Below are 25630 nucleotides of genomic sequence, written 5' to 3' on the forward strand. Positions count from 1 at the left end.
GGCTCCTGAAGAAAGACGCGGCGCGCGCAAGACGCGCAGTTGCGCGATAGTTTAGGGGCAGCGACAATATCTGTTAACTGGATTATCAAGATATGTGTTATCGGTTATATCGATATGCGATTTACACTTCGTCAGCTGCAAGTCTTCGTTGCCGTGGCCCAGCACCAGAGCGTTTCGCGCGCCGCCAGTGTGCTGGCCTTGTCGCAGTCGGCCGCCAGCACCTCGATCACCGAGCTTGAGCGCCAGTCCAGCTGCCAGCTGTTCGACCGCGCCGGCAAGCGCCTGAGCCTCAACGCCCTGGGCCAGCAACTGTTGCCGCAGGCCGTGGCCCTGCTCGACCAGGCCAAGGAAATAGAAGACCTGCTCAACGGCAAGTCCGGTTTCGGCTCGCTCGCAGTCGGCGCCACGTTGACCATCGGCAACTACCTGGCCACCTTGCTGATCGGCAGCTTCATGCAGGTGCACCCGGAAAGCCAGGTGAAGCTGCATGTGCAGAACACTGCGCATATCGTGCAACAGGTGGCGCATTACGAAATTGATCTGGGTCTGATCGAAGGCGATTGCAACCACCCGGACCTGGAAGTGCAGCCCTGGGTCGAGGACGAGCTGGTGGTGTTCTGCGCGCCGCAGCACCCGCTGGCCAAGATGGGCCGCGCCGATGTACAGACCTTGTCCCAGGAAGCGTGGATCTTGCGTGAACAGGGCTCGGGCACGCGCCTGACCTTCGACCAGGCCATGCGCCACCACCGCACCAACCTCAATATCCGCCTGGAACTGGAACACACCGAAGCGATCAAGCGCGCGGTGGAATCAGGCCTGGGCATCGGCTGCATCTCGCGCCTGGCCCTGCGTGACGCCTTCCGCCGCGGCAGCCTGGTAGCGGTGGAAACCCCTGAGCTGGACCTGATGCGCCAGTTCTACTTCATCTGGCACAAACAGAAGTACCAGACCTCGGCCATGCGCGAATTTCTCGAACTGTGCCGCAACTTCACCGCGGGCTTCACCCGCAGTGACGAGATCGTGTTGCCACCGATCGCCTAAAGCAGGATCACACCCCACACCAGCGCCACCATGGTCAGTGCCACCAATTGCGCGGCGCTGCCCATGTCCTTGGCGTTTTTCGACAGCGGGTGGCGCTCCAGCGAAATGCGGTCGATGGCAGCTTCCACCGCCGAGTTGAACAATTCGACGATTAAGCCCAACAGACACACGGCGATCATGATCGCCCGCTCCGCACGGCTGACCGGCAACCAGAAGGCGACAGGGACCAGCAGCACGTTGAGCAGTACCAGCTGGCGAAACGCGGCCTCGCCCTTGAAGGCGGTGCGCAGGCCGTCCAGCGAATAGCCGGCGGCGTTGAGGATACGTTTGAGGCCGGTCTGGCCCTTGAATGGCGATGTCATGTGAGTCACTTCACAACGGAAAGGCCGGCAGACTAGACCGGCTCGGGTCAAAAAAGCGTGAAGCCACGCGCACTCAGCTGCTGGCAACCGATTCAAGTTGTTGCAGCAGCAACGCCGCCTGGGTGCGGGTACGCACACCCAGCTTGCGGAAGATCGCGGTCACGTGGGCCTTGATGGTCGCTTCCGACACGTTCAGCTCATAGGCGATCTGCTTGTTCAGCAAGCCTTCGCAGACCATGGTCAGCACGCGGAACTGCTGCGGCGTGAGGCTGGCAAGGCCTTCGCTGGCGGCCTTGGCCTCGGCCGAGACATCGACCTTTTCGAACGCCTGCGGCGGCCACCAGACCTCGCCGTCGAGCACCTTGCGCACCGCATCCTGGATCACTTCCAGGGTGCTGGACTTGGGAATGAAGCCACTGGCGCCAAACTCGCGGGACTTGACCACCACTGCGGCCTCTTCCTGCGCCGATACCATCACCACGGGGATCTGCGGGTATTGCCCGCGCAGCAGCACCAGCCCGGAAAAACCGTAGGCACCCGGCATGTTCAAGTCCAGCAACACCAGGTCCCAGTCGGCTTTTTCGCTCAGACGGGTTTCCAGTTCGGCAATGCTGGCGACTTCAACCAGGCGTACATCCGGGCCCAGGCCGAGGGTAACGGCCTGGCGCAAGGCGCCACGGAACAGCGGGTGGTCATCGGCAATCAGGATTTCGTAAGTGGCCATCGATCTGGGGATCCTGTTCTGTGTCGGGCACTCGGGTAAGGGTCATTATGAACCAAAGCAGGGGTTGTGCCCCTTGGACTATAGGAAGGTATGCAAACGCTGGTGGGTGTCGTCCTGCTCGTCCAGCGGCAGGCGCCGCTTGCCGCTCAGGTAATGCAGGCTGAACACATCCAGGTAGGCGTCCAGCGCTTGCGAGGCCTGGGTATCACCGGCCAGGTCCAGGCACATGGCGGCGACTTCCGCGGTGCAGAAATGATCGTCGCGCTTGGAGCGCCGCAGGCGGTAGCGGGACATCTGCTCGGCCTGCAGGCTCAACACCGGGAAGCGGTCAAGGTACGGGCTTTTGCGGAACATCTTGCGCGCTTCGGTCCAGGTGGCATCCAGCAAGATGAACAGCGGGCGCTTGCCAGGCTCGCGCACTACCTCGCTGACCACCCGCTCCTGGGCAACGAACTCGCCGGGGAAGACGATGTAGGGCTGCCAACGCGGGTCGTCCAGCAATGCCAGCAAGCGTTCGTCGACAGAAGTGCGCAGCCAGCCGAAAGCCGAGGTGTCCTCTATCAGGTCGGCGATCAGCCAACCAGTATTGGTGGGCTTCAGCGGCTCGGTGTCATGCATCAGCAGGCACACCCCGGAATCGGCCTGCACCCGGGGCTTCCAGGCGCACAGGCAATGAGTGGCGATGACCCGGCAATCGGGGCAGCGTTCGGCACGCGAACCACGAGCGATGAAGGGCTTGTTGCTGCGGGCCAGCCGTTCGGCACGCAGGCGCGCTACCGCATGGCTCATGCCGGCAGGCCTCTGGACAGGTTGGGAATGGACACAAGGATGACTCGGAAAAAACTAAGGGCGCCAGTCTACCAGAACAGGGGGCAATTGCTGTGCAGGTGGCGGCGCGGTCCCTATAATCGCTGTTTTTACCGTACCCCGGCCTCGCGCCTGCGCGATTTCAGGGAACGCCGTCGACCCGCGCATGTCAAAGCGCCAGTCATCGAACCAGGAGAGATTCATGCTGCGCCGTATCGTCCCCGCCCTGAGCCTGTTGCTCGCCCTGCCTCTGGCATCCCAGGCGGCTTCCAAGCAGGAATACGACCTGAACAACATGCTGCAGAAGGTTGCCAAAGAGAGCAGTGTCGGCACCCCGCGAGCCATCAACGAGGACATCCTCGACCAGGGTTACACCGTGGAAGGCAAGGCACTGGTCAACCACCTGAGCGTGCGCCAGGACCATGCCGCGCGCATGCAGGCCAACCCCGAACAAGTACGCAGCCAGCTGGGTGACAGCGTCTGCCGCAACAGCGGTTTCCGCAACCTGATGTCAAAAGGCGCGGTCATGGTCTACCGCTTCACGGTCTACAAGACCAACCAGCCGATCATGGACCAGGCTTTCGACAATGCCAGCTGCGTGGCCGGCAACAAGAAGAAGTAACCCACTTCGATAGCTACGCCTTCTCATCTTCACGGGCGCACCAACGCCCTTCAGCGGCATCGGCGCGCATATCTGCCAGCAGCGCCTGCAGGTAGCGCGACTGGCATTCCAGCCCCGACAGCCTGCGCCGGCACTCGGCTTCCAGGCTCAGGTGATGCACCTGGGCCGCATTCTCCAGCTGCTGGTAAAGCTGCCGGTCCACTTCGATGATCAAGCGATGCATACCGCCACCTCCTGCATCGACACGTTTCGCTTTACCCAGTTAACCAAACCCACATCCCCCGTGGCCGCATGCCGACGGGCGGCTGTACCGAAGACCCTCGGCACAATTGAGCGCAAGGGTCTAGATTGAGGTCAGAGGTATTGGTGCAGAAGGAGACGTTGCATGCCTTACCAATCGAGTGAACTGCTGTTCAGCCACTTCCGCGACAACAACATCGACCTGAGCAACATCGACGCACAACTGCAACTGGTAGCACCGAACAGCCCCAACCTGCCGCTGTACCGCGACATGATGCTGACCATCCTGCGCATGGCCCATGACGACACCGACCGCTGGAGCGCCAAGATCACCCTGCAGGCCCTGCGCGAACTGGACCATTCGTTCCGCACCCTGGAACGCTACAAGGGACGGCGCAAGGTGACCGTGTTCGGCTCGGCGCGCACCCCGCTGGAACACCCGATGTACGCCCTGGCACGCGAACTGGGCGCAACCCTGGCACGCTCCGACCTGATGGTCATCACCGGTGCCGGCGGCGGCATCATGGCAGCTGCCCACGAAGGCGCCGGCAGCGACCACAGCCTGGGGTTCAACATCACCCTGCCCTTCGAACAACACGCCAACCCCACGGTGGATGGCACCGACAAGCTGCTGCCGTTCCATTTCTTCTTCATCCGCAAGCTGTTCTTCGTCAAGGAGGCCGATGCCCTGGTGCTGTGCCCGGGTGGTTTCGGCACTCTGGATGAAGCGCTGGAGGTGCTGACCCTGATACAGACCGGCAAGAGCCCGCTGGTACCGGTGGTGCTGCTGGATTCGCCAGGCGGCAGCTTCTGGCGCGATTGCCTGGACTTCATCAGCCGCCAACTTGAGGAAAACCGCTACATCCTGCCCAGCGACCTGAAACTGCTGCGCCTGGTGCACAGCGCTGACGAGGCAGTGGAAGAAATCAACCAGTTCTACAGCAATTACCACTCCAGCCGCTGGCTGAAGAGCCAGTTCGTGATCCGCATGCATCACCCGCTCAGCGAGGCGGCGCTGTATGACATCCAGGAAGGATTTGCCGACTTGCGCCTGAGTGGCAAGTATCACCAGCAACCTGATAGCAGCGCCGAGCACGAAGTGGGCAATTTCAGCCACCTGACCCGTTTGTCATTTGCCTTCAATGGTCGGGACCAGGGCAGGCTGCGCGAGCTGGTGGACTTCATCAACCTGCCGGAGAACTGGGCCAAGCCGCAACCCATGCATACCACACAGCGGGCCAGGGAGGCGTTGAAGGTCAGTTGATTCCGTGTCCAACGTCAGGGGCGCAATTCACCCTGTGGGAGCGGGTTCATCGAGGCGTCGAACCGCCGCGAAGAATCCGGCGTGGTGCATGGCACCGGCTACGCCGGTGTTCGCGGGTAAACCCGCTCCCACAGAGTCCGTGCCTTCAGTAATCGTCAAGATCACGCCCACTGAGCAGGCGGCCGATCATGTCCATGGGGAAACCCCGGTAAGCCAGAAACCGGGTCTGCTGGGCACGGCTGCGCGGATCCTGCGGGCGCTGCCCGGCAAACTTGCGCTGCCATACGTCACGCATGCGCTCGCCCCAGTCCACCTCGCTCTCGCGAAGCGCCTGCTCGATATCAGCACGCGCCAAACCGCGCTGGCCTAGCTCTTCGCGAATACGCGCAGGGCCGTAACCGGAGCTGGAACGGTACCGGATGAAACTTTCCAGGTAGCGGGCTTCGCTAAGCAGCCCTTCTTCGGCGAGCCGGTCGAGTTCAGGCTCGATAAGCTCGTCCGAAGCGCCGCGCTGACGCAATTTGCGCGTCAGCTCGACGCGACCGTGCTCACGTCGCGCGAGCAGGTCCATGGCTGTCCGCCGGATGGCGACGGGGGTGTCGAGTACGGCGGACATGTTCGGCTATCTACCGCGCAATCAATAACCGGCGTCAGCGTCGGCCATATCATCGGCATCGGCTTCGGCAGCAGCAGCCTTACCAGCAGCCGCAACAGCCCCCGAGGTCAGCAGCTTCTCGCGAATCTGCTTCTCGATCTCGGCACCAATAGCCGGGTTTTCAGCCAGGTACTTGGCAGCGTTTGCCTTGCCTTGACCGATCTTGTTGCCCTGGTAGGCGTACCAGGCACCGGACTTCTCGACCAGGCCTTGGGAAACACCCAGGTCAATGATCTCGCCGTTACGGTAGATACCCTTGCCGTAAAGGATCTGGAACTCGGCCTGACGGAATGGCGGCGAAACCTTGTTCTTGACGATCTTGACGCGGGTTTCGCTACCGACCACCTCGTCGCCTTCCTTGACCGCGCCGGTACGGCGGATATCCAGACGCACCGAGGCGTAGAACTTCAGAGCGTTACCACCGGTGGTGGTTTCCGGGCTGCCGAACATCACGCCGATCTTCATACGGATCTGGTTGATGAAGATGACCAGGCAGTTGGCGTTCTTGATGTTACCGGTGATCTTGCGTAGCGCCTGGGACATCAGGCGCGCCTGCAGGCCCACGTGCATGTCACCCATCTCGCCTTCGATCTCGGCCTTAGGTACCAGAGCAGCCACGGAGTCGACGATGATCACATCAACAGCGTTGGAACGCACCAGCATGTCGGTGATTTCCAGGGCCTGTTCGCCGGTGTCCGGCTGCGAAACCAGCAGGTCGTCGACGTTGACGCCCAGCTTGCCGGCGTACTCCGGGTCGAGGGCGTGTTCGGCGTCGACGAAGGCGCAGGTGGCGCCGTTTTTCTGGGCTTCGGCGATGACCGACAAGGTCAGCGTGGTCTTACCCGACGATTCCGGGCCGTAGATCTCGACGATACGGCCTTTTGGCAGGCCGCCGATGCCCAGGGCAATGTCCAGGCCCAGCGAGCCGGTGGAGATGGCAGGGATAGCCTGGCGCTCGTGGTCGCCCATGCGCATGACGGCGCCCTTGCCGAATTGGCGTTCGATCTGACCCAGGGCCGCAGCCAAGGCGCGCTTCTTGTTGTCGTCCATTGAAATCCTCACGTGTTCGACTTGGCCCTGACGGCCGGAATACCTGTATAAGTAGCCAGTATTATTCCACAGGCAAGCGCCCGCGCAAACCCCTGTCTTCGATTTACTCGGCACCAAGCTGTAACAAGCCGTCTAACGCGGCGATCACCGTCTGTCGGCGCACCGCCTCGCGGTCGCCGTCGAACTGGCGCCGCTCGCTGAACACGTGGTTGCCGTCGGCCCAGGCCAGCCACACGGTGCCCACCGGTTTGGCCGGCGAACCACCGTCCGGCCCGGCCACGCCGCTCACCGCCACGGCAAAGCGCGCGCCGCTGGCGGCCTGGGCACCACGGGCCATCGCTTCGACCACTTCCTGGCTGACCGCGCCAACCTGGCCGAACAATGCCGCGGGCACTCCCAGCTGACGGGTTTTCTGGGCGTTGGAATAGGTCACGTACCCAGCCTCGAACCAGGCCGAGCTGCCGGGCACACGGGTGATAGCCTCGGCGATGCCGCCACCGGTGCAGGATTCGGCGGTGGTCACCTGCGCGTTGAAGCGGCGCAGGTGTTCACCCAGGCGGGTGGCAAGCGTGGTGATCGGGTCCATGTCGGGCTCCTTGAGGGCTGCCCTCTACCCTAGCATTTCAGGGATGAGAAGTTCGCCATCGGATTTTTGGCGCTCGATCTCGCAAGCGGCAAACCTCTCAAGGCATGCACCTGAAGCCCACACCGATCAGAAATTCAGCCGAAGCACAGTCCGCCAGATGTTCTTCATCGGTGAACGACGATGCTTGGCCCAGTTGCGCTCCCACCACTCATCCTCGTTGCGCACCACCTGTTCCAGGTCGCTACCAGCCACTGCGGCGGCGTGCTGGCGGAACATCATGGGGAACACGCAGTGCTGGCGTAGCCGGTGCTTGACCACCACATCCACCGGGGTGCCATCGTAGGGCGTCTCTGCCAGGATCCGGCAGCCCTCGCGCGACAGTACATAAGCATGCAGCGCCACCACCCGCCCGCGGGCGATGAACGGGAACCAGGTCAGCCAGGTTCGCCCCATGGAATAGCCCAGGTGCAACGCCTCGAAGGGCCGTTTCTGCATGAAGCGGTTCACCCAGCGCACTTGCGAAGGCTTGAACTCATAGGCCTTGGCATCGTCTTCGAAGATCAGGATTCGATCGAGGCCATTGTCCAGCGCATGCCGGGCCAGTTGCTGATGGGACTCGTAGCAACCGCGCTTGGGGTCGCTGTTTTTCTCGACAACATGAAAGTGCACTTCGTTGTCGAGCTGTCGCCCAATGGTTTCGCTGAACAGCGTGCGCCGGTCAGCGCGGGTATCGAGGGAAATACAAAAAACCGCATCTACATCAAAACGAATTGTGCTCACTGCACTGATCAACCTGTTGCAATAATTTTTTACTGGGCCGCAGGCCACCGCAAACGCGTCAGGCAAGCCATCCCTGATAGGCGAAGGCAGGCAATTCTCCACGGAGGCACCATGATGTCAACCTGCCTTCAGCGCATCCCTGTGCACTCGCCGGACTTGCGGGTACAGCCTGCCGGGTAGCCGTGTTAACCTATGCGGCTTGAAAATCCGGTGGGTCTCGGCGTCGCGCATGCAACACAGAACGCCCCAATTTGCCCCACAATATTGAGACCTACTTTCTAAGCCCTTGATGAATAAAGCAATTTCCGATTTCTCCGCACACACCCCGATGATGCAGCAGTACTGGAAGCTGAAGAACCAGCACCCGGACCAGCTGATGTTCTACCGCATGGGCGACTTCTACGAGATCTTCTACGAAGATGCGAAAAAAGCCGCAAAGCTGCTGGACATCACCCTGACCGCGCGCGGTCAGTCGGCCGGCCAGTCCATCCCCATGTGCGGGATTCCGTTCCATTCGCTGGAAGGCTACCTGGCCAAGCTGGTCAAGCTCGGCGAATCGGTGGTGATCTGCGAGCAGATTGGCGACCCCGCCACCAGCAAGGGCCCGGTGGAACGTCAGGTAGTGCGCATCATCACCCCGGGCACGGTCAGCGACGAGGCCCTGCTCGACGAGCGTCGCGACAACCTGATTGCCGCGCTGCTCGGTGACGAGCGTCTGTTCGGCCTGGCCGTACTGGACATCACCAGTGGCAACTTCAGCGTGCAGGAGATCAAGGGCTGGGAAAACCTGCTGGCCGAGCTCGAGCGCCTGAACCCGGTCGAGCTGCTGATCCCCGACGACTGGCCGCGCGACCTGCCTGCCGAGAAACGCCCGGGCGCCCGTCGCCGGGCGCCATGGGACTTCGACCGCGACTCAGCGCGCAAGGCCCTGTGCCAGCAGTTCGCGACCAAGGACCTCAAGGGCTTTGGCTGCGACAAGCTGACCCTCGCCATCGGCGCCGCCGGTTGCCTGCTGATCTACGCCAAGGAAACGCAGCGCACCGCCCTGCCGCACCTGCGCAGCCTGCGCCACGAACGCCTGGACGACACAGTCATCCTCGACGGCGCCAGCCGCCGCAACCTGGAGCTGGACATCAACCTGGCCGGCGGCCGTGACAACACCCTGCAGTCAGTGATCGACCGCTGCCAGACCGCCATGGCCAGCCGATTGCTGAGCCGCTGGTTGAACCGCCCGTTGCGCGACCTCAAGGTACTGCAGGCACGCCAGGACTCTATCCGTTGCCTGCTCGACAGCTACCGCTTCGAGAAGCTGCAGCCGCAGCTCAAGGAAATTGGCGATATCGAGCGGATTCTCGCCCGTATCGGCCTGCGCAACGCCCGCCCACGCGACCTGGCACGCCTGCGCGATGCCCTGGGCGCGCTGCCCGAGCTGCAGAACGCCATGGCCGAGCTGGAGGCGCCGCACCTGGCACGCCTGGCCGCCATTACCGGCACCTACCCTGAACTGGCCAGCCTGCTGGAGCGGGCGATCATCGACAACCCGCCGGCGGTGATCCGCGATGGAGGCGTGCTCAAGGCCGGCTATGACAACGAACTGGACGAGCTGCTGGCGATCAGCGAGAACGCCGGCCAGTTCCTGATCGACCTGGAAGCCCGGGAAAAGGCCCGCACCGGCCTGGCCAACCTCAAGGTCGGCTACAACCGGGTGCATGGCTACTTCATCGAGCTGCCGACCAAGCAGGCCGAGCAGGCCCCGGGCGACTACATCCGCCGCCAGACTCTGAAAGGCGCCGAGCGCTTCATCACTCCCGAGCTGAAGGCGTTCGAGGACAAGGCCCTGTCGGCCAAAAGCCGCGCCCTGGCCCGCGAAAAGATGCTCTACGACGCCCTGCTGGAAACCTTGATCAGCCACCTGGCACCGCTGCAGGACAGCGCCGCCGCCCTGGCCGAGCTGGACGTGCTCAGCAACCTGGCCGAACGTGCACTTAATCTGGACCTGAACTGCCCACGCTTCGTCGACGAGCCGTGCCTGCGCATCGAGCAGGGCCGCCACCCGGTGGTGGAACAGGTATTGACCACACCGTTCGTGGCCAACGACCTGGGCCTGGACAACAGCACACGCATGCTGATCATCACCGGCCCGAACATGGGCGGTAAGTCCACCTACATGCGCCAGACCGCCCTGATCGTGCTGCTGGCGCATATCGGTAGCTTCGTGCCGGCTGCCAGCTGCGAGCTGTCGCTGGTCGACCGCATCTTCACCCGCATCGGCTCCAGCGACGACCTGGCCGGCGGCCGCTCGACCTTCATGGTCGAGATGAGCGAAACCGCCAACATCCTGCACAACGCCACCGACCGCAGCCTGGTGCTGATGGACGAAGTGGGCCGTGGCACCAGTACCTTCGACGGCCTGTCGCTGGCCTGGGCCGCCGCCGAGCGCCTGGCCCAGCTGCGTGCCTACACGCTGTTCGCTACCCACTACTTCGAGCTCACCGTGCTGCCGGAAAGCGAGCCGCTGGTAGCCAACGTGCACCTGAACGCCACCGAGCACAACGAACGCATCGTGTTCCTGCACCACGTGCTGCCTGGCCCTGCCAGCCAGAGCTACGGCCTGGCCGTGGCGCAGCTGGCCGGCGTGCCGACGGCCGTCATCCAGCGTGCCCGTGAACACCTGGCAAGGCTGGAAACCACCAGCCTGCCGCATGAACAGCCCCCGGCCCATAAGGCCAAGGACGTGCCACAGGTCCCGCACCAGAGCGACCTGTTCGCCAGCCTGCCACACCCGGCCATCGAGAAGCTGGGCAAGCTGCAGCTGGACGACATGACCCCGCGTCAAGCTATCGAAATGCTATATCAACTAAAGAACCTGTTATAACGGCGCCCACTACAAGCTGGTAGAATCCGCCGCGGTTTGCTGGTGCTGCAGGTTATTAGCCTGGCCTGCAGCCACATGCCCGCAAACCGCGCGGCCCTGAGAGGAAGGGCCGCCGCCGTCGCCTGAGGAGAGAATTAGAAATGACCTTCGTCGTCACCGACAACTGCATCAAATGCAAATACACCGACTGCGTGGAAGTCTGCCCGGTGGACTGCTTCTACGAAGGCCCGAACTTCCTGGTCATCCACCCGGACGAGTGCATCGACTGCGCCCTGTGCGAGCCGGAATGCCCAGCGCAAGCCATCTTCTCGGAAGACGAAGTGCCTGCAGGCATGGAGAACTTCATCGAGCTGAACGCCGAACTGGCGGAAATCTGGCCGAACATCACCGAGCGTAAGGATGCCCTGCCGGACGCTGAAGAGTGGGATGGCAAGACTGGCAAGATTGCAGACCTGGAGCGCTGATAGCGTCCGGACACGAAAAAGGCCCCTTTGGGGCCTTTTTTGTTTTCTGCGGGCAAAAAAAGGGGCGGTTTGACCCGCCCACATTTTTTCCGTAGTCCCTGCTTGTCCCAAACATCATCCTGATGAAATCGCTTCTTGCGACGTCCCTGGCTTCCATCCTGAAAGCCTGTGCATGTCCCTGTGCACAGTTCGAATACTAGCGACTTGAGCCGGTCGGGCAACCGCGAAACCTCACAGAGTGTTGCAGGTGACACATTTCCTCACAGCCGAATAAACCAGGATTTTCAATGAGTTGGGAAAACGCAGGTGCTGGATACGACAATGATTTACTGAAGCGTACATAGAAGGCTTACAGAACAAGTAAGCAAAGGCTTACACGCGATGTTACTGGGGTAGCGCAGTACATAATGTTTTGGGGCTGCTTTGCAGCCCTTTCGCGACACAAGGCCGCTCCCACAGGATAGTGGCGCATTCGAAGGCGATGAAATACCTGTGGGAGCGGCCTTGTGTCGCGAAAGGGGCGCAAAGCGCCCCCGGCAATTTTGAATGGGGCACCTCTGATCGAAACATACAAAAACGCCCCGAAATCATCGGGGCGCTTTGTGTTGCAGGCTTCCGCTACTGGAACAACGACTCACTGGACAGGCCGTTCTTCTCGAGGATCTCACGCAAACGCTTGAGCCCCTCGACCTGGATCTGCCGCACCCGCTCACGGGTCAGGCCGATCTCCAGGCCAACATCCTCCAGGGTGCTGCTTTCATGCCCGCGCAGGCCAAAGCGACGCACCACCACTTCACGCTGCTTGTCTGTCAACTCGCCCAGCCATTGGTCGATGCTCTGCGACAGGTCGTCATCCTGCAGCAGTTCGCACGGGTCGGTCGGGCGGTCGTCGGTCAAGGTATCGAGCAGGGTCTTGTCCGAGTCCGGGCCGAGCGACACATCCACCGAAGACACCCGCTCGTTCAGGCCCAGCATGCGCTTGACCTCGGCGACCGGCTTCTCCAGCAGCGTGGCGATTTCTTCTGGCGAGGGTTCGTGGTCCAGTTTCTGCGTCAGCTCGCGCGCAGCGCGCAGGTAGACGTTCAGTTCCTTGACCACGTGGATAGGCAGGCGAATGGTGCGGGTCTGGTTCATGATCGCCCGCTCGATGGTCTGGCGAATCCACCAGGTCGCGTAGGTCGAGAACCGGAAACCACGCTCCGGGTCGAACTTCTCGACCGCACGGATCAGCCCCAGGTTGCCCTCCTCGATCAGGTCGAGCAGCGAAAGGCCGCGATTGACGTAACGACGGGCAATTTTTACAACCAGGCGCAGGTTGCTTTCGATCATGCGCTTGCGGCCGGCAGGATCGCCCTTTTGCGACAGGCGCGCAAAGTGCACTTCCTCTTCCGGCGAAAGCAGAGGCGAGAATCCGATCTCGTTGAGATACAACTGGGTGGCATCGAGCGCCCGGCTGTAATCGATATACTTGTGTTGCTTGAGCGAAGAGCCTGACTTGGCCCTCGTCCGAACCGAAGATACAGCAGGTTCGTCTGACACCACATCCGTTTCCAAAACGATCCCCGTCTCCATCAGAAGCAGGTCATCGTCGATGTCAAACTCCGGCACTTCTTTACTGAGAGCCATTGTTATAGTCCTTTGCTGAGTTCGAACTCAGACTCGAGCGGCACCTGTCTCCCTGGCAGCGCTGGAGCCTGTCCCCTCTACATCACAGGAACAGGCCGGGTACAACGGTCAACGACGTGGCAGGAACTGGAGCGGATCGACGGGTTTGCCCTGGCGGCGAATCTCGAAATGCAGCTTCACCCGATCTGTGCCCGTGGACCCCATTTCAGCAATCGACTGCCCTGCCTTGACCTGCTGCCCCTCCCGAACCAACAGCCTGCGGTTATGGCCGTAGGCACTGACGTAGGTATCGCTGTGCTTGATGATGATCAGTTCGCCGTAGCCCCTCAAGCCACTCCCGGCGTACACCACCGTACCATCAGACGCAGCAAAAACAGGCTGTCCCAAATCACCGGCGATATCAATGCCTTTATTCAAACTACCGTTTGAAGCGAATTTTCCAATCAGCACACCGTTGGCAGGCCAGGTCCAGCCGCCTACCGCACGCTCCGCGGCAGGCACCGTAGCGACCACCGGGGCGCTGCTGGAGGCTGCCGGCGTGGCCGGTTTGCTGGTGCTGGCAGGGGGTGTGCCGGTGCTTCCCACAGGCCGCCGGATAACCGTGGTCTTACTCGACGACGATGGGCTGGATACCACCGTGGTGCTGCCGGTAGAGCCACTGCTGAAACGAATCGCTTGCCCCGGGCGAATGGTATAGGGCGCCGCGATGCCGTTGCGCGCAGCCAGTTCCTTGTAGTCCCAGCCATAACGGAAGGCGATGGAGAACAGCGTATCACCAGGTTTGACGATGTACTGCCCGGTAGTTACCGCCGGGCGCTTGGGCACGGTGTTATTGCGGTCGACCACCCGTGCACTGTTGCTGCTGGTGCTCGAGCAACCCACCAGTAGCGCGCCCATGGCCAGTGCAATCACCAGAAGCGTGAAACCCGAACCGTCCTTGCGCTGCCGAATGACTGTGTGACCCACCCGCGCTCCCCTCATGGTGCCGAAAACGATATGAAGACAAGAAATGCAATATTATTGCAATTATAACTAAGCCCGCCCGCATTGGCAGGGTTGGTGAAAGACTGCTGCAAAGCCATGGCACACGCTGTACGCTAGCGCTCCACCCCGCCAGATAGACAGGGCGCTGCTGCAAGAATTCGGTGCTGGCGTAAAAATATCGCGCGGCTCGAACCAGCAGTGTTCAGGCCAGCGGGCCGTTGAGCAGCGGTACGAAGCGCACTGCCCCCAGCACGCGGCGGGAGAATCCATGCTCCTCGCGCACGATCAGCATCAGCTGCTGGGTTTCGCCGGCGGACCCCACAGGGATCACCATACGACCACCGGGCGCCAGCTGGTCGAGCAGTGCCTGCGGCACTTCCGGCGCCACAGCGGTGACGATAATGCCATTGTACGGCGCCAGCGCCGGCCAGCCTTCGCAACCGTCACCCCAGCGGAACACCACGTTGCGCAGGTTCAGTTCTACCAGGCGCTCCTTGGCCCGGTCCTGCAACACCTTGATGCGTTCTACCGAGAACACCCGCTCGACCAGCTGGGCCAGGATTGCCGTCTGGTAGCCAGAGCCGGTACCGATTTCCAGCACCTTGTCCAGCGGGCCGGCCTCGAGCAGCAGCTCGCTCATGTGGGCAACCATGAACGGTTGCGAGATGGTCTGGTTGTGACCGATCGGCAGCGCGGTATCTTCATAGGCGCGATGCGCCAGCGCCTCGTCGACGAACAGGTGGCGCGGGGTACGACGGATCACGTCGAGCACCTTGGTGTTCGAAACGCCCTCCTCGCACAGGCGCTGGATCAGCCGCTCCCGGGTACGCTGGGAGGTCATGCCGATGCCACGCCGCAGCATATCGTCCTCACGCATCAGAGCAGGCCCTCCAGCCAACCGTCGAGCTGCTCGAAGGCGTCACTGAAGGTGCGATCGAGCTGCAGTGGAGTGATCGATACATAGCCTTGCATCACTGCATGGAAGTCGGTACCCGGGCCACCGTCCTCGGCGTCCCCAGCCACAGCGATCCAGTAGCCTTCCTTGCCGCGCGGGTTGACCACCTTGGTCGGCGCCGCCGCCCGCGCCCGGTGACCGAGGCGAGTGAGCTGGATGCCACGAATGTGCTCCAGCGGCAGGTTGGGGATGTTGACGTTGAGCACGGTACGCGGCGGCAACGCCAGGCGCGACTGCGCCTCGACCAGGCGGCGGGCGATATGGGCCGCGGTCGGCAGGTTGTCCGGCAGGCGCGACAACAGCGAAAACGCCAGGGAGGTACCGCCAAGGAAGCGACCTTCCAACGCGGCTGCGACCGTGCCCGAATAGAGCACATCGTCACCCAGGTTGGCACCGAGGTTGATCCCCGACACCACCATGTCCGGCGCCTGTGGCAACAGCCCATTGAGCCCCAGGTGCACACAGTCGGTCGGCGTGCCGTTGAGGCTGATGAAGCCATTGGCCAAGGTCTGCGGGTGCAGTGGCCGGTCCAGCGTCAGCGAACTGCTGGCGCCGCTCTTGTCTTGATCCGGGGCAATAACCACGCACTCGGCATAATCCGCCAGCGCAGCGTGCAGCGCGGCGATGCCGGGTGCGGTAACACCGTCGTCGTTCGAAATCAGAATACGCATGAGCTGTCCGTCTGCCCCGCCGACACCAGATCCACGACTTCGCGCACCACCACGGTGGCGAAGCATCCGGCCGGAAGGACGAATTCCAGTTGCAGGATATCAGGCTCGGGATAATGCCACGTAAGACCGCCAATAGGGAGCCGCAGAATGCGTCGTTCGTGATCCATGCCCGCCAAGGCCAGCCACTGGCAAAGTGCCGGCTGCCGTGCGGCGATCGCATCCTCTTGTTGCGCGGTACCTCCGGTAGCTGGCGAATCGCCGGCCCCCCACAGCGGGCCGGTCGGATGCAGGTCAAGGATCGCCAGCCGAGGATCAGAACATTCCGACTCTCCAGCAGGAAAGAAGCTACGACTCGTGGTGAACGCCAACAGGTCGCCCACCTGCGCACGCGCCCAGCTGCCGTCGGCAACACGGGCTGCCAACACTTGGTTGAACAGGTAGCTGCGCCCGGCAGAAAGCAACCGCGAACGCACGTTGCGCTGTTCGGGCAGGGCCTTGCGTGCGGCCCAATCGAGGGCGTCATGAACGTTGCCACCACCGTGGCCGAAGCGCTGGGTGCCGAAATAATTCGGCACACCGTGCTGCTTGAGTTGTTCCAGGCGCGCATCCAAAGCCTTTTGATCGGCAGCCAGGGCCGTCAGGCGCAGCGTGAAACCGTTGGCCGAATGTGCGCCGCGCTGCAGCTTGCGCTGATGGCGCACCTGTTTGAGCACACGCAGGCTGGCATCCTCGGCGCGCGACAGGTCCGGGTCGGCCTTGCCTGGCAGATGCAGGCTGAACCACTGGCGGGTCAAGGCCTGGCGGTCCTTGAGGCCGGCATAGCTGATCGTACGCACCGGCACGCCGGCGGCACGCGCCAGGCGGCGGGCGGCCTCCTCGGTGTTCAGGTCACGCTTCTCGACCCACAGCCAAAGGTGCTCGCCCTGGCCCGACAGGGGGATGTCCAGTACTTCGTCGACCTGGAAATCTTCGGCCACCGCCTTGAGGACGGCGGTACCCAGTGGTTCGCCCGATGCGCGCGGGCCCAGCAGTTCCAGTTCGGTCATGCTGGCAGCAGCAGGGCTACCGAATGCACGGCGATGCCCTCCTCGCGGCCGGTGAAGCCGAGCTTCTCGGTGGTGGTAGCCTTGACGTTGACCTGGTCGAGTTCGACCTGCAGGTCTTCGGCGATCAGCTTGCGCATGGTCTCGATGTGCGGGGCCATCTTCGGCGCCTGGGCGACAATGGTGGCGTCGATGTTGCCGACCTTCCAGCCCTTGGCCTGCACGATGCCGACCACATGGCGCAGCAGAACGCGGCTGTCGGCGCCCTTGAACTGCGGATCGGTGTCGGGGAAGTGTTTGCCGATGTCACCCAGCGCAGCCGCGCCAAGCAAGGCATCGCTCAGGGCGTGCAGCAGCACGTCGCCATCGGAATGGGCCAGGAGGCCGTATTTGTGGGGGATACGCACCCCGCCCAGGGTAATGAAATCACCGTCGCAGAAACGGTGCACATCGTAGCCGTGGCCAATACGCATAGAAAAACGCCCTGAATGAGTCAGGGCGTGATTCTACCTGCTTTAGCCGGTATTGGGGCCGTCGTTGTAGGAGCAGCCTTGTGCTGCGAATGGGCCGCAAAGCGGCCCCGGCAATATCGGCGATAGCGTCAGACCCAGGGTCTGCTTCGCAGCCCATTCGCAGCACAAGGCTGCTCCTGCAGGCGATCAAGCAAACACCAGCTACGCCTTAGACCCGCCCCAGCGCCACCGCATGATGACGCAAGTGCTCCTCGATGAAGCTGGCGATGAAGTAGTAGCTGTGATCGTAGCCAGGCTGCAGGCGCAGGGTCAGTTCATGCCCGCCTTTGCGTGCCGCCTGCTCCAGCGCTTCAGGCTTGAGCTGCTTCTCGAGGAAGTCGTCGCGGTCGCCCTGGTCCACCAGCAACGGCGGGCATTCGCCGGCCGGGGTCTCGGCAAGCAGCACGCTGGCATCCCACTCACGCCAGCGCGCACGGTCTTCACCCAGATAGCGGCTGAAGGCTTTCTCGCCCCACGGGCAATCCATCGGGTTGCTGATTGGCGAGAACGCCGACACCGAACGGTAGCGCCCCGGGTTGCGCAAGGCGCACACCAGCGCACCATGCCCCCCCATGGAGTGGCCACTGATGCTGCGCTCACCCGAGGCCGGGAAGTGCGCCTCGATCAACGCAGGCAACTCCTCCACCACATAGTCGTGCATGCGGTAGTGCTGGGCCCACGGCTGCTGAGTGGCATTGAGGTAGAAGCCGGCACCCAGGCCGAAGTCCCAGGCACCGTCCGGGTCGCCCGGCACCTGCTCGCCACGCGGGCTGGTGTCGGGGGCGACAATGATCAACCCAAGCTCCGCGGCCAGACGCTGGGCGCCGGCCTTCTGCATGAAGTTCTCGTCGGTGCAGGTGAGGCCGCTGAGCCAGTACAGCACCGGCAGCTTCTCGCCCTGTTCGGCCTGCGGTGGCAGGTAGACGGCGAACACCATGTCGCAACCCAGCACCTTGGAGTGATGCCGGTAACGCTTGTGCCAGCCGCCGAAGCTCTTCTGGCAGGAGATGTTATCCAGGCTCATGGCAAACCTCAGAAGTGGATCACGCTGCGGATGCTCTTGCCTTCGTGCATCAGGTCGAAAGCCTTGTTGATGTCTTCCAGCCCCATGGTGTGGGTGATGAAGGTATCCAGCGGGATCTCGCCCTTCTCGGACATTTCCACGTAGCTTGGCAGCTCGCTGCGACCACGCACGCCGCCGAATGCCGAACCACGCCATACGCGGCCGGTGACCAGTTGGAACGGACGAGTGGCGATTTCCTGGCCTGCGCCGGCCACGCCGATGATCACCGACTCACCCCAGCCCTTGTGGCAGCATTCCAGCGCAGCACGCATCAGTTGCACGTTGCCGATGCACTCGAAGGAGAAGTCCACGCCGCCGTCGGTGAGGTCGACGATCACTTCCTGGATCGGGCGGTCGTAGTCTTTCGGGTTGATGCAGTCGGTGGCACCCAGCTGGCGGGCGATTTCGAACTTGGCCGGGTTGATGTCGATGGCAATGATGCGCGACGCCTTGGCCTTGACCGCACCGATCACTGCCGACAGGCCGATGCCGCCCAGGCCGAAGATGGCCACGGTGTCACCCGGCTTGACCTTGGCGGTGTTGAGCACCGCGCCAATACCGGTGGTGACGCCACAACCCAGCAGGCAGACCTTTTCCAGCGGCGCTTCTTTCTGGATCTTGGCCACGGAGATTTCCGGCAGCACGGTGTACTCGGAGAAGGTCGAGGTACCCATGTAGTGGAACAGCTGCTGGCCCTTGTAGGAGAAGCGCGTGGTGCCGTCCGGCATCAGGCCCTTGCCCTGGGTGGCGCGGATGGCCTGGCACAGGTTGGTCTTGCCCGAGAGGCAGAACTTGCACTTGCCGCATTCCGGGGTGTACAGCGGAATGACGTGGTCACCAACGGCGACCGAGGTAACGCCCTCGCCTACCGCTTCGACGATCGCGCCACCTTCGTGGCCGAGGATCGACGGGAAGATACCCTCCGGGTCGGCGCCGGACAGGGTGTAGGCATCGGTGTGGCAGACACCGCTGGCGACCACGCGCAGCAGCACTTCACCGGCCTTGGGCATGGCCACGTCGACTTCGACGATTTCCAGGGGTTTCTTGGCTTCGAAGGCTACGGCAGCACGGGACTTGATCATCAAAGGTCTCCAGACAGAGGGTCGATTCAGTCTGGCAGTGTAATTCACCGCCTTTTGATGAATAATCCGGACAAAGACAAAACATTATTGCCATGCAGGGATAATCAATGAGCAGCCGCTGGGAAGGTATCGACGAATTCGTCGCGGTGGCCGAGTCTGGCCAGTTCACCGCGGCCGCCGAGCGCCTGGGGGTTTCCTCATCGCACATCAGCCGGCAAATCGCCCGGCTGGAGGAGCGCCTGCAGACACGCCTGCTGTACCGCAGTACCCGGCGGGTGACCCTGAGCGAGGCGGGGCAGACATTTCTGCAGCACTGCCAGCGCCTGCAGGATGGCCGCGAGGAAGCCCTGCGCGCCATGGGCGACCTGGCCAGCGAGCCCAAGGGGTTGCTGCGCATGACCTGCGCGGTGGCCTATGGTGAGCGCTTCATCGTGCCGCTGGTGACGCGGTTCATGGCGCTGTACCCGCAGCTGCGGGTGGATGTGGAACTGAGCAACCACACCCTTGACCTGGTGCATGAAGGCATGGACCTGGCCATTCGCCTGGGCCGGCTGGCCGACTCGCGACTGGTGGCAACCCGCCTGGCGCCCCGGCGCATGTACCTGTGCGCCTCGCCGGCCTACCTGGAACGATATGGTCGGCCACACAGCCTGTCGGAACTGGCGCGGCACAATTGCCTGGTGGGCAGTTCGGACTTGTGGGCGCTGCAGCAGGACGGCCGCGAGATCAGCCAGCGCGTCCAGGGCAACTGGCGCTGCAACAGCGGGCAGGCGGTGCTTGACGCGGCGCTTCTGGGAATGGGGTTGTGCCAACTGCCGGATTACTATGTGCTGGAGCACCTGAACAGTGGCGCGCTGGTGTCGTTGCTGGAGGCGCACCAGCCGCCGAACACGGCGGTGTGGGCGCTGTATCCGCAGCAGCGGCACCTGTCGCCGAAGGTGCGGCGGTTGGTGGATTACCTGAAGGAAGGATTGGCGGGGTTGCCGGAGTATCGCTTGAACTGAAACCTTGTGCTGGCTGCTCTGGCCTCTTCGCGGGTAAACCCGCTCCCACAGGTACAGCGCCAGCCTGAAGGGATGTGCGATACCTGTGGGAGAGGGGTTACCCGCGAAGAGACCGGCACAGGAACAAGAAATTCAGCGGCGCCCTGCCCAACGCTGGCGCAACCACTCCAGGTCTTCCGGCCGGGTCACCTTGATGTTGTCGCTGCGCCCTTCGACCAGCCGCGGTGCCTGGCCGGACCACTCGATTGCGGACGACTCGTCGGTTACCAGCACATCCGACACCAGGCACTCCGCCAGCGCCCGATGCAATGCCCCCAGGCGGAACATCTGCGGCGTATAGGCCTGCCAGATGGTGCTACGGTCGACAGTAGCACCCACCCGGCCATCGGCATCGGCCCGCTTGAGGGTATCGCGCGCCGGTACCGCCAGCAGGCCACCCACCGGGTCATCCGCCAGGTCCGACAACAGCTTGTCCAGATCGCTGCGCGCCAGGTTCGGGCGCGCGGCATCATGCACCAGCACCCAGTCGCTGTCCGCCGCCCCTTGGGCATGCAGCGTCAGCAAGGCATTGAGTACCGAGTCGGCACGCTCGCGTCCGCCCGCCGCGCGTTGGATGCGCGGGTCACTGGCGCAGCGCAGGCCAGGCCAGTACGGGTCATCTTCGGCAATGCTGACCACCACGCCCTTGAGCATCGGGTGGCCAAGAAAACAGTCGAGGCTGTGCTCGAGAATGGTCTGCCCGGCCAGTTCCAGGTACTGCTTGGGGCGGTCGGCAGCCATGCGGGCACCTATGCCCGCAGCAGGAATCACGGCCCAGAAGGCCGGTAAGGTTTCGATCATTTCTGTGGCAACTGGAAGAGGGTTTCGCCCTCTTTGACCATCCCCAATTCGTGGCGAGCCCGCTCTTCAACGGTCTCCATGCCTTTTTTCAGCTCCAGCACTTCGGCATCAAGCACGCGGTTGCGCTCGAGCAAGCGCTCGTTTTCGGCATGCTGCTCGGCAATCTGCTGCTTCAGCTCGGTCACTTGCGCCAGGCTGCCATTACCCACCCAAAGGCGGTACTGCAGGCCACCCAGCAGCAGGAGCAGGACGAGGAACAACCAATAGGGACTGCGCATCACGTTATCCAGGTTAAAAAGGCTGCCGGGTATTATTTACTTCGGGGCCTCGAATAGCACGAAGCCTGGCCGAGGCCAGGCTTCGTCGACAGAAACCCGTTGAAATGTAGGAAAGAACAGTACGAACGTTCCTACAACTCCGGCTGCTGTCTTTTTACCATCTCTTGCTTAGCCGCGAAACTCGGCACGACCGCGGTAAACCGCTTTGGCACCCAGCTGCTCTTCGATGCGCAGCAGCTGGTTGTACTTGGAAACGCGGTCGGAACGGCACAGCGAACCAGTCTTGATCTGGCCAGCAGCGGTACCCACGGCCAGGTCGGCAATGGTCGAGTCTTCGGTTTCACCGGAACGGTGCGAAATCACCGCGGTGTAGCCAGCAGCCTTGGCCATCTGGATGGCTTCCAGGGTTTCGGTCAGCGAGCCGATCTGGTTGAACTTGATCAGGATCGAGTTACCGATGCCCTTCTCGATGCCTTCCTTGAGGATCTTGGTATTGGTCACGAACAGGTCGTCACCTACCAGTTGCACCTTGGCGCCGATCTTGTCGGTGAGGATTTTCCAGCCAGCCCAGTCGGACTCGTCCAGGCCGTCTTCGATCGAGATGATTGGGAAGCGCTCGGTCAGGCCTTTGAGGTACTCGGCAAAGCCTTCGGCGTCGAACGTCTTGCCTTCGCCGGACAGGTTGTACTTGCCGTCTTCGTAGAACTCGGAAGCCGCGCAGTCCAGCGCCAGGGTCACGTCGGTGCCCAGCTTGTAGCCGGCTTTCTCGACGGCTTCGGCGATGGCGCCCAGGGCGTCTTCGTTGGAAGCCAGGTTAGGCGCGAAACCACCTTCGTCACCAACGGCAGTGTTCAGGCCACGGGCCTTCAGCACAGCTTTGAGGTGGTGGAAGATCTCGGTACCCATGCGCAGGCCGTCGGAGAAGGTGTTGGCGCCAACCGGCTGAACCATGAACTCCTGAATGTCGACGTTGTTGTCGGCGTGCTCGCCACCGTTGATGATGTTCATCATCGGTACCGGCATCGAGTACTGGCCCGGGGTGCCGTTCAGGTTGGCGATGTGCGCGTACAGCGGCAGGTCCTGGTCCTGGGCAGCGGCCTTGGCGGCAGCCAGGGAAACGGCCAGGATGGCGTTGGCGCCCAGCTTGGCCTTGTTTTCGGTACCGTCCAGTTCGATCATGGCGCGGTCCAGGGCCTTCTGGTCGGCAGGGTCCTTGCCCAGCAGCAGGTCACGGATCGGACCGTTGATGTTGGCGACGGCCTTCAGCACGCCCTTGCCCAGGTAACGGCTCTTGTCGCCATCACGCAGCTCCAGCGCTTCGCGCGAGCCAGTGGAAGCACCGGACGGCGCGCAGGCGCTGCCGATGATGCCGTTGTCGAGCAGTACATCGGCTTCCACGGTGGGGTTGCCACGCGAATCGAGAACTTCACGACCTTTGATGTCGACGATTTTTGCCATTGTTGTAAGCACTCCAGAATTGACGAAAACAACTTAGCTTAGGAAATTCTTGCCGTTCACCGGGCGGACTTGCAGTGGGCAGGCCGGGTGAAGGGAACCCCTGACCGACTGGTCAGGGGTGGATCGGACGGTACTTTACCCGAGAATCGAGCTTTACGCGGTTTCTACCGTCGGAAAACTTTTCACCAGGTCGTCCAGTTGCTTGAGCTGGGCCAGGAACGGCTCCAGTTTGTCCAGGCGCAGGGCACATGGGCCATCGCACTTGGCGTTGTCCGGATCGGGGTGGGCTTCCAGGAACAGCCCGGCCAGGCCTTGGCTCATGCCGGCCTTGGCCAGGTCGGTGACCTGGGCGCGGCGACCACCGGCGGAATCGGCGCGACCACCCGGCATCTGCAGGGCGTGGGTCACGTCGAAGAACACCGGGTACTCGAACTGCTTCATGATGCCGAAGCCGAGCATGTCCACCACCAGGTTGTTGTAGCCGAAGCTCGAACCACGTTCGCAGAGGATCAACTGGTCATTACCGGCCTCTTCGCACTTGGTCAGGATGTGTTTCATTTCCTGGGGTGCGAGGAACTGCGCCTTCTTGATATTGATCACTGCGCCGGTCTTGGCCATGGCCACCACCAGGTCGGTCTGCCGAGACAGGAAGGCCGGCAGCTGGATGATGTCGCATACCTTGGCTACAGGCTCGGCCTGATAAGGCTCGTGCACGTCGGTGATGACCGGCACGTTGAAGGTGCGCTTGATCTCCTCGAAGATCTTCAGCCCCTCTTCCATGCCCGGGCCACGGTACGAGGTTACCGACGAACGGTTGGCCTTGTCGAAGCTGGCCTTGAACACGTACGGGATACCGAGCTTCTCGGTCACCCGCACGTACTCCTCGCAGACCTTCATTGCCAGGTCACGGGACTCCAGGACGTTCATGCCGCCGAACAGGACGAACGGCTTGTCGTTGGCGATCTCGATGTTACCGACGCGAATGATCTTCTGGGTCATTGATCAGGCCTTGTTCTTCTGAGCCAGGGCTGCCTTGACGAAGCCGCTGAACAGCGGGTGGCCGTCACGCGGAGTCGAAGTGAATTCCGGGTGGAACTGGCAGGCGACGAACCATGGGTGGTCCTTGGACTCGACCACTTCCACCAGCGCACCGTCTTCGGAACGGCCGGAAACCACCAGGCCGGCATCGACCAGTTGCGGCAGCAGGTTGTTGTTCACTTCGTAGCGGTGACGGTGACGCTCGGTGATCACGTCCTTGCCGTAGCAGTCGTGCACCTTGGAACCGGCGGCCAGCTGGCAGTCCTGTGCGCCCAGGCGCATGGTGCCGCCCAGGTCGGAGGCTTCGCTGCGGGTTTCGACGGCACCGGTGGCATCGGCCCACTCGGTGATCAGGCCGACTACCGGGTGGCCGCTGTTGCGGTCGAACTCGGTGGAGTTGGCGTCTTTCCAGCCCATCACGTTACGGGCGAATTCGATCACGGCCACCTGCATGCCCAGGCAGATACCCAGGTACGGCACCTTGTTCTCACGGGCGTATTGCACCGCGGTGATCTTGCCTTCCACGCCGCGCAGGCCGAAACCGCCCGGCACCAGGATGGCATCGGCGCCTTCGAGCAGGCTGGTGCCCTGGTTCTCGATGTCTTCCGAGTCGATGTAGCGCAGGTTGACCTTGGTGCGGTTGGTGATGCCGGCGTGGCTCATCGCTTCGATCAGCGACTTGTACGCATCCAGCAGTTCCATGTACTTGCCGACCATGGCGATGGTCACTTCGTGCTCAGGGTTGAGCTTGGCATCGACCACCTTGTCCCACTCGGACAGGTCGGCGCCATTGCACTGCAGGCCGAAGCGCTCGACGACGAAGTCGTCCAGGCCCTGTGCGTGCAGCACGCCCGGGATCTTGTAGATGGTGTCGACGTCTTCCAGCGAAATCACCGCGCGCTCTTCAACGTTGGTGAACAACGCGATCTTGCGACGCGACGAGGCATCGACCGGGTGGTCGGAGCGGCAGATCAGCACGTCAGGCTGCAGGCCGATGGAGCGCAGCTCCTTCACCGAGTGCTGGGTCGGCTTGGTCTTGGTCTCGCCAGCGGTGGCGATGTACGGGACCAGGGTCAGGTGCATCAGCATGGCGCGCTTGGAGCCCACTTCGACGCGCAGCTGGCGGATGGCCTCGAGGAACGGCTGCGACTCGATGTCACCCACGGTACCGCCGATTTCCACCAGGGCCACGTCGGCATCGCCGGCGCCCTTGATGATGCGACGCTTGATTTCGTCGGTGATGTGCGGGATGACCTGGATGGTCGCGCCCAGGTAATCACCACGACGCTCCTTGCGCAGTACGTGCTCGTAGATGCGGCCGGTGGTGAAGTTGTTGTTCTGGGTCATGGTGGTGCGGATGAACCGCTCGTAATGGCCCAGGTCGAGGTCGGTCTCGGCGCCATCGTGGGTGACGAACACTTCACCGTGCTGGAACGGGCTCATGGTACCCGGATCGACGTTGATGTACGGATCCAGCTTGAGCATGGTGACCTTCAGGCCCCGCGCTTCCAGGATGGCCGCCAGGGAAGCCGAGGCAATGCCTTTCCCCAATGAAGAAACAACACCGCCCGTGACGAATATGTAGCGCGTCATGAAAAACCCTAGA

27 protein-coding genes are annotated in these 25630 nt (G+C 62.5%); 6 read left to right on the forward strand and 21 right to left on the reverse strand.

Annotated features, from left to right (window positions below; genetic code table 11):
- Positions 1-114 precede the first annotated feature (114 nt).
- Positions 115-1041, forward strand: coding sequence for a LysR family transcriptional regulator FinR (gene finR / locus CAF92_RS23500; protein WP_046616645.1), 927 nt, complete (start codon positions 115-117; stop codon positions 1039-1041).
- Here finR and CAF92_RS23505 read toward each other — a convergent pair.
- The 3 genes from CAF92_RS23505 to CAF92_RS23515 form a co-directional block, all read right to left on the reverse strand.
- Entirely contained in the window at positions 1038-1403 is a 366-nt protein-coding gene (locus CAF92_RS23505) for a diacylglycerol kinase (protein WP_085602072.1), read from the reverse strand. The two genes, finR and CAF92_RS23505, sit on opposite strands and share 4 nt — an antisense overlap.
- A 73-nt stretch (positions 1404-1476) precedes the next feature.
- Complete coding sequence (erdR, locus tag CAF92_RS23510) at positions 1477-2127, reverse strand: response regulator transcription factor ErdR (protein WP_025338000.1); 651 nt, start codon at positions 2125-2127, stop codon at positions 1477-1479.
- 78 nt (positions 2128-2205) lie between these two features.
- Positions 2206-2916 carry a tRNA-uridine aminocarboxypropyltransferase gene (locus CAF92_RS23515; RefSeq protein WP_085602073.1) on the reverse strand — a complete coding sequence of 237 codons (711 nt, stop codon included), beginning with the start codon at positions 2914-2916 and terminating at the stop codon, positions 2206-2208.
- A gap of 220 nt (positions 2917-3136) precedes the next feature.
- Here CAF92_RS23515 and CAF92_RS23520 point away from each other — a divergent pair, with 220 nt between their 5' ends.
- A complete protein-coding gene (locus CAF92_RS23520) occupies positions 3137-3556 on the forward strand; it encodes a quorum-sensing-regulated virulence factor family protein (RefSeq protein ID WP_085602074.1) in 420 nt (139 codons plus the stop codon).
- Between the two features lie 13 nt (positions 3557-3569).
- On the opposite strand, the gene CAF92_RS23525 is transcribed toward CAF92_RS23520, so the two are convergent.
- Positions 3570-3779 (reverse strand): hypothetical protein, encoded by a 210-nt coding sequence (locus CAF92_RS23525; RefSeq protein WP_046616640.1) that lies wholly within the window; start codon positions 3777-3779, stop codon positions 3570-3572.
- 162 nt (positions 3780-3941) lie between these two features.
- Here CAF92_RS23525 and CAF92_RS23530 point away from each other — a divergent pair, with 162 nt between their 5' ends.
- A complete protein-coding gene (locus CAF92_RS23530) occupies positions 3942-5060 on the forward strand; it encodes an LOG family protein (RefSeq protein ID WP_025337997.1) in 1119 nt (372 codons plus the stop codon).
- A 145-nt stretch (positions 5061-5205) separates the two neighbouring features.
- Here CAF92_RS23530 and recX read toward each other — a convergent pair whose 3' ends face one another.
- The 4 genes from recX to CAF92_RS23550 all read right to left on the reverse strand — a co-directional run bounded on the left by recX (position 5206) and on the right by CAF92_RS23550 (position 8131).
- Positions 5206-5676 carry a recombination regulator RecX gene (recX, locus tag CAF92_RS23535; protein WP_046616639.1) on the reverse strand — a complete coding sequence of 157 codons (471 nt, stop codon included), beginning with the start codon at positions 5674-5676 and terminating at the stop codon, positions 5206-5208.
- 21 nt (positions 5677-5697) lie between these two features.
- Complete coding sequence (gene recA / locus CAF92_RS23540) at positions 5698-6765, reverse strand: recombinase RecA (RefSeq protein ID WP_015269214.1); 1068 nt, start codon at positions 6763-6765, stop codon at positions 5698-5700.
- A gap of 103 nt (positions 6766-6868) precedes the next feature.
- Positions 6869-7351 carry a CinA family protein gene (locus CAF92_RS23545; RefSeq protein WP_046616638.1) on the reverse strand — a complete coding sequence of 161 codons (483 nt, stop codon included), beginning with the start codon at positions 7349-7351 and terminating at the stop codon, positions 6869-6871.
- A gap of 126 nt (positions 7352-7477) precedes the next feature.
- Positions 7478-8131: a hypothetical protein gene (locus tag CAF92_RS23550; protein WP_085602075.1), complete on the reverse strand. Its 654-nt coding sequence runs from the start codon at positions 8129-8131 to the stop codon at positions 7478-7480.
- Between the two features lie 301 nt (positions 8132-8432).
- Here CAF92_RS23550 and mutS point away from each other — a divergent pair, with 301 nt between their 5' ends.
- Both mutS and fdxA read left to right on the forward strand, forming a co-directional pair.
- The gene (gene mutS / locus CAF92_RS23555) at positions 8433-11006 is read left to right on the forward strand and encodes a DNA mismatch repair protein MutS (RefSeq protein ID WP_046616667.1); all 2574 of its coding nucleotides are present in this window, start codon (positions 8433-8435) and stop codon (positions 11004-11006) included.
- A gap of 140 nt (positions 11007-11146) precedes the next feature.
- Positions 11147-11470: a ferredoxin FdxA gene (fdxA, locus tag CAF92_RS23560; protein WP_004375459.1), complete on the forward strand. Its 324-nt coding sequence runs from the start codon at positions 11147-11149 to the stop codon at positions 11468-11470.
- Between the two features lie 618 nt (positions 11471-12088).
- Here the strand turns inward: fdxA and rpoS are convergent.
- The 8 genes from rpoS to CAF92_RS23600 all read right to left on the reverse strand — a co-directional run bounded on the left by rpoS (position 12089) and on the right by CAF92_RS23600 (position 19406).
- On the reverse strand, positions 12089-13096 hold the full coding sequence (rpoS, locus tag CAF92_RS23565; RefSeq protein ID WP_013971277.1) for an RNA polymerase sigma factor RpoS: 1008 nt from the start codon (positions 13094-13096) through the stop codon (positions 12089-12091).
- A 108-nt stretch (positions 13097-13204) separates the two neighbouring features.
- Positions 13205-14062 (reverse strand): peptidoglycan DD-metalloendopeptidase family protein, encoded by an 858-nt coding sequence (locus CAF92_RS23570; RefSeq protein ID WP_046616636.1) that lies wholly within the window; start codon positions 14060-14062, stop codon positions 13205-13207.
- Between the two features lie 220 nt (positions 14063-14282).
- Positions 14283-14921, reverse strand: a complete 639-nt coding sequence (locus CAF92_RS23575) for a protein-L-isoaspartate(D-aspartate) O-methyltransferase (RefSeq protein WP_161797639.1) — start codon at positions 14919-14921, stop codon at positions 14283-14285.
- Positions 14922-14956: 35 nt separating this feature from the next.
- The gene (gene surE, locus CAF92_RS23580; RefSeq protein WP_085602076.1) at positions 14957-15706 is read right to left on the reverse strand and encodes a 5'/3'-nucleotidase SurE; all 750 of its coding nucleotides are present in this window, start codon (positions 15704-15706) and stop codon (positions 14957-14959) included.
- Positions 15694-16752, reverse strand: a complete 1059-nt coding sequence (gene truD, locus CAF92_RS23585; protein WP_085602077.1) for a tRNA pseudouridine(13) synthase TruD — start codon at positions 16750-16752, stop codon at positions 15694-15696. The genes surE and truD overlap by 13 nt, the downstream gene beginning before the upstream one ends.
- Positions 16749-17222, reverse strand: coding sequence for a 2-C-methyl-D-erythritol 2,4-cyclodiphosphate synthase (gene ispF / locus CAF92_RS23590; protein ID WP_015269207.1), 474 nt, complete (start codon positions 17220-17222; stop codon positions 16749-16751). The genes truD and ispF overlap by 4 nt, the downstream gene beginning before the upstream one ends.
- Before the next feature lie 208 nt (positions 17223-17430).
- Entirely contained in the window at positions 17431-18285 is an 855-nt protein-coding gene (gene fghA / locus CAF92_RS23595; protein ID WP_025337989.1) for an S-formylglutathione hydrolase, read from the reverse strand.
- A gap of 8 nt (positions 18286-18293) precedes the next feature.
- Positions 18294-19406: an S-(hydroxymethyl)glutathione dehydrogenase/class III alcohol dehydrogenase gene (locus CAF92_RS23600; protein ID WP_016712915.1), complete on the reverse strand. Its 1113-nt coding sequence runs from the start codon at positions 19404-19406 to the stop codon at positions 18294-18296.
- Between the two features lie 107 nt (positions 19407-19513).
- Between CAF92_RS23600 and CAF92_RS23605 the strand changes: the two genes are divergently transcribed.
- On the forward strand, positions 19514-20410 hold the full coding sequence (locus CAF92_RS23605) for a LysR substrate-binding domain-containing protein (protein WP_085602078.1): 897 nt from the start codon (positions 19514-19516) through the stop codon (positions 20408-20410).
- 132 nt (positions 20411-20542) lie between these two features.
- Here the strand turns inward: CAF92_RS23605 and ispD are convergent, their stop codons facing one another.
- From ispD to CAF92_RS23630, 5 genes are all read right to left on the reverse strand, one after another.
- Positions 20543-21250 carry a 2-C-methyl-D-erythritol 4-phosphate cytidylyltransferase gene (gene ispD, locus CAF92_RS23610; protein WP_085602079.1) on the reverse strand — a complete coding sequence of 236 codons (708 nt, stop codon included), beginning with the start codon at positions 21248-21250 and terminating at the stop codon, positions 20543-20545.
- Positions 21247-21528 carry a cell division protein FtsB gene (ftsB, locus tag CAF92_RS23615; protein WP_004375443.1) on the reverse strand — a complete coding sequence of 94 codons (282 nt, stop codon included), beginning with the start codon at positions 21526-21528 and terminating at the stop codon, positions 21247-21249. The genes ispD and ftsB overlap by 4 nt, the downstream gene beginning before the upstream one ends.
- 168 nt (positions 21529-21696) lie before the next feature.
- On the reverse strand, positions 21697-22986 hold the full coding sequence (gene eno / locus CAF92_RS23620; RefSeq protein WP_085602080.1) for a phosphopyruvate hydratase: 1290 nt from the start codon (positions 22984-22986) through the stop codon (positions 21697-21699).
- A gap of 153 nt (positions 22987-23139) precedes the next feature.
- On the reverse strand, positions 23140-23985 hold the full coding sequence (kdsA, locus tag CAF92_RS23625; protein WP_025337985.1) for a 3-deoxy-8-phosphooctulonate synthase: 846 nt from the start codon (positions 23983-23985) through the stop codon (positions 23140-23142).
- 3 nt (positions 23986-23988) lie between these two features.
- Positions 23989-25617 (reverse strand): CTP synthase, encoded by a 1629-nt coding sequence (locus CAF92_RS23630; RefSeq protein WP_025337984.1) that lies wholly within the window; start codon positions 25615-25617, stop codon positions 23989-23991.
- Positions 25618-25630 lie beyond the last annotated feature (13 nt).

It is taken from the genome of Pseudomonas sp. B10(2017), from assembly GCF_002113295.1.
Classification (GTDB): Bacteria; Pseudomonadota; Gammaproteobacteria; order Pseudomonadales; family Pseudomonadaceae; genus Aquipseudomonas; species Aquipseudomonas pudica.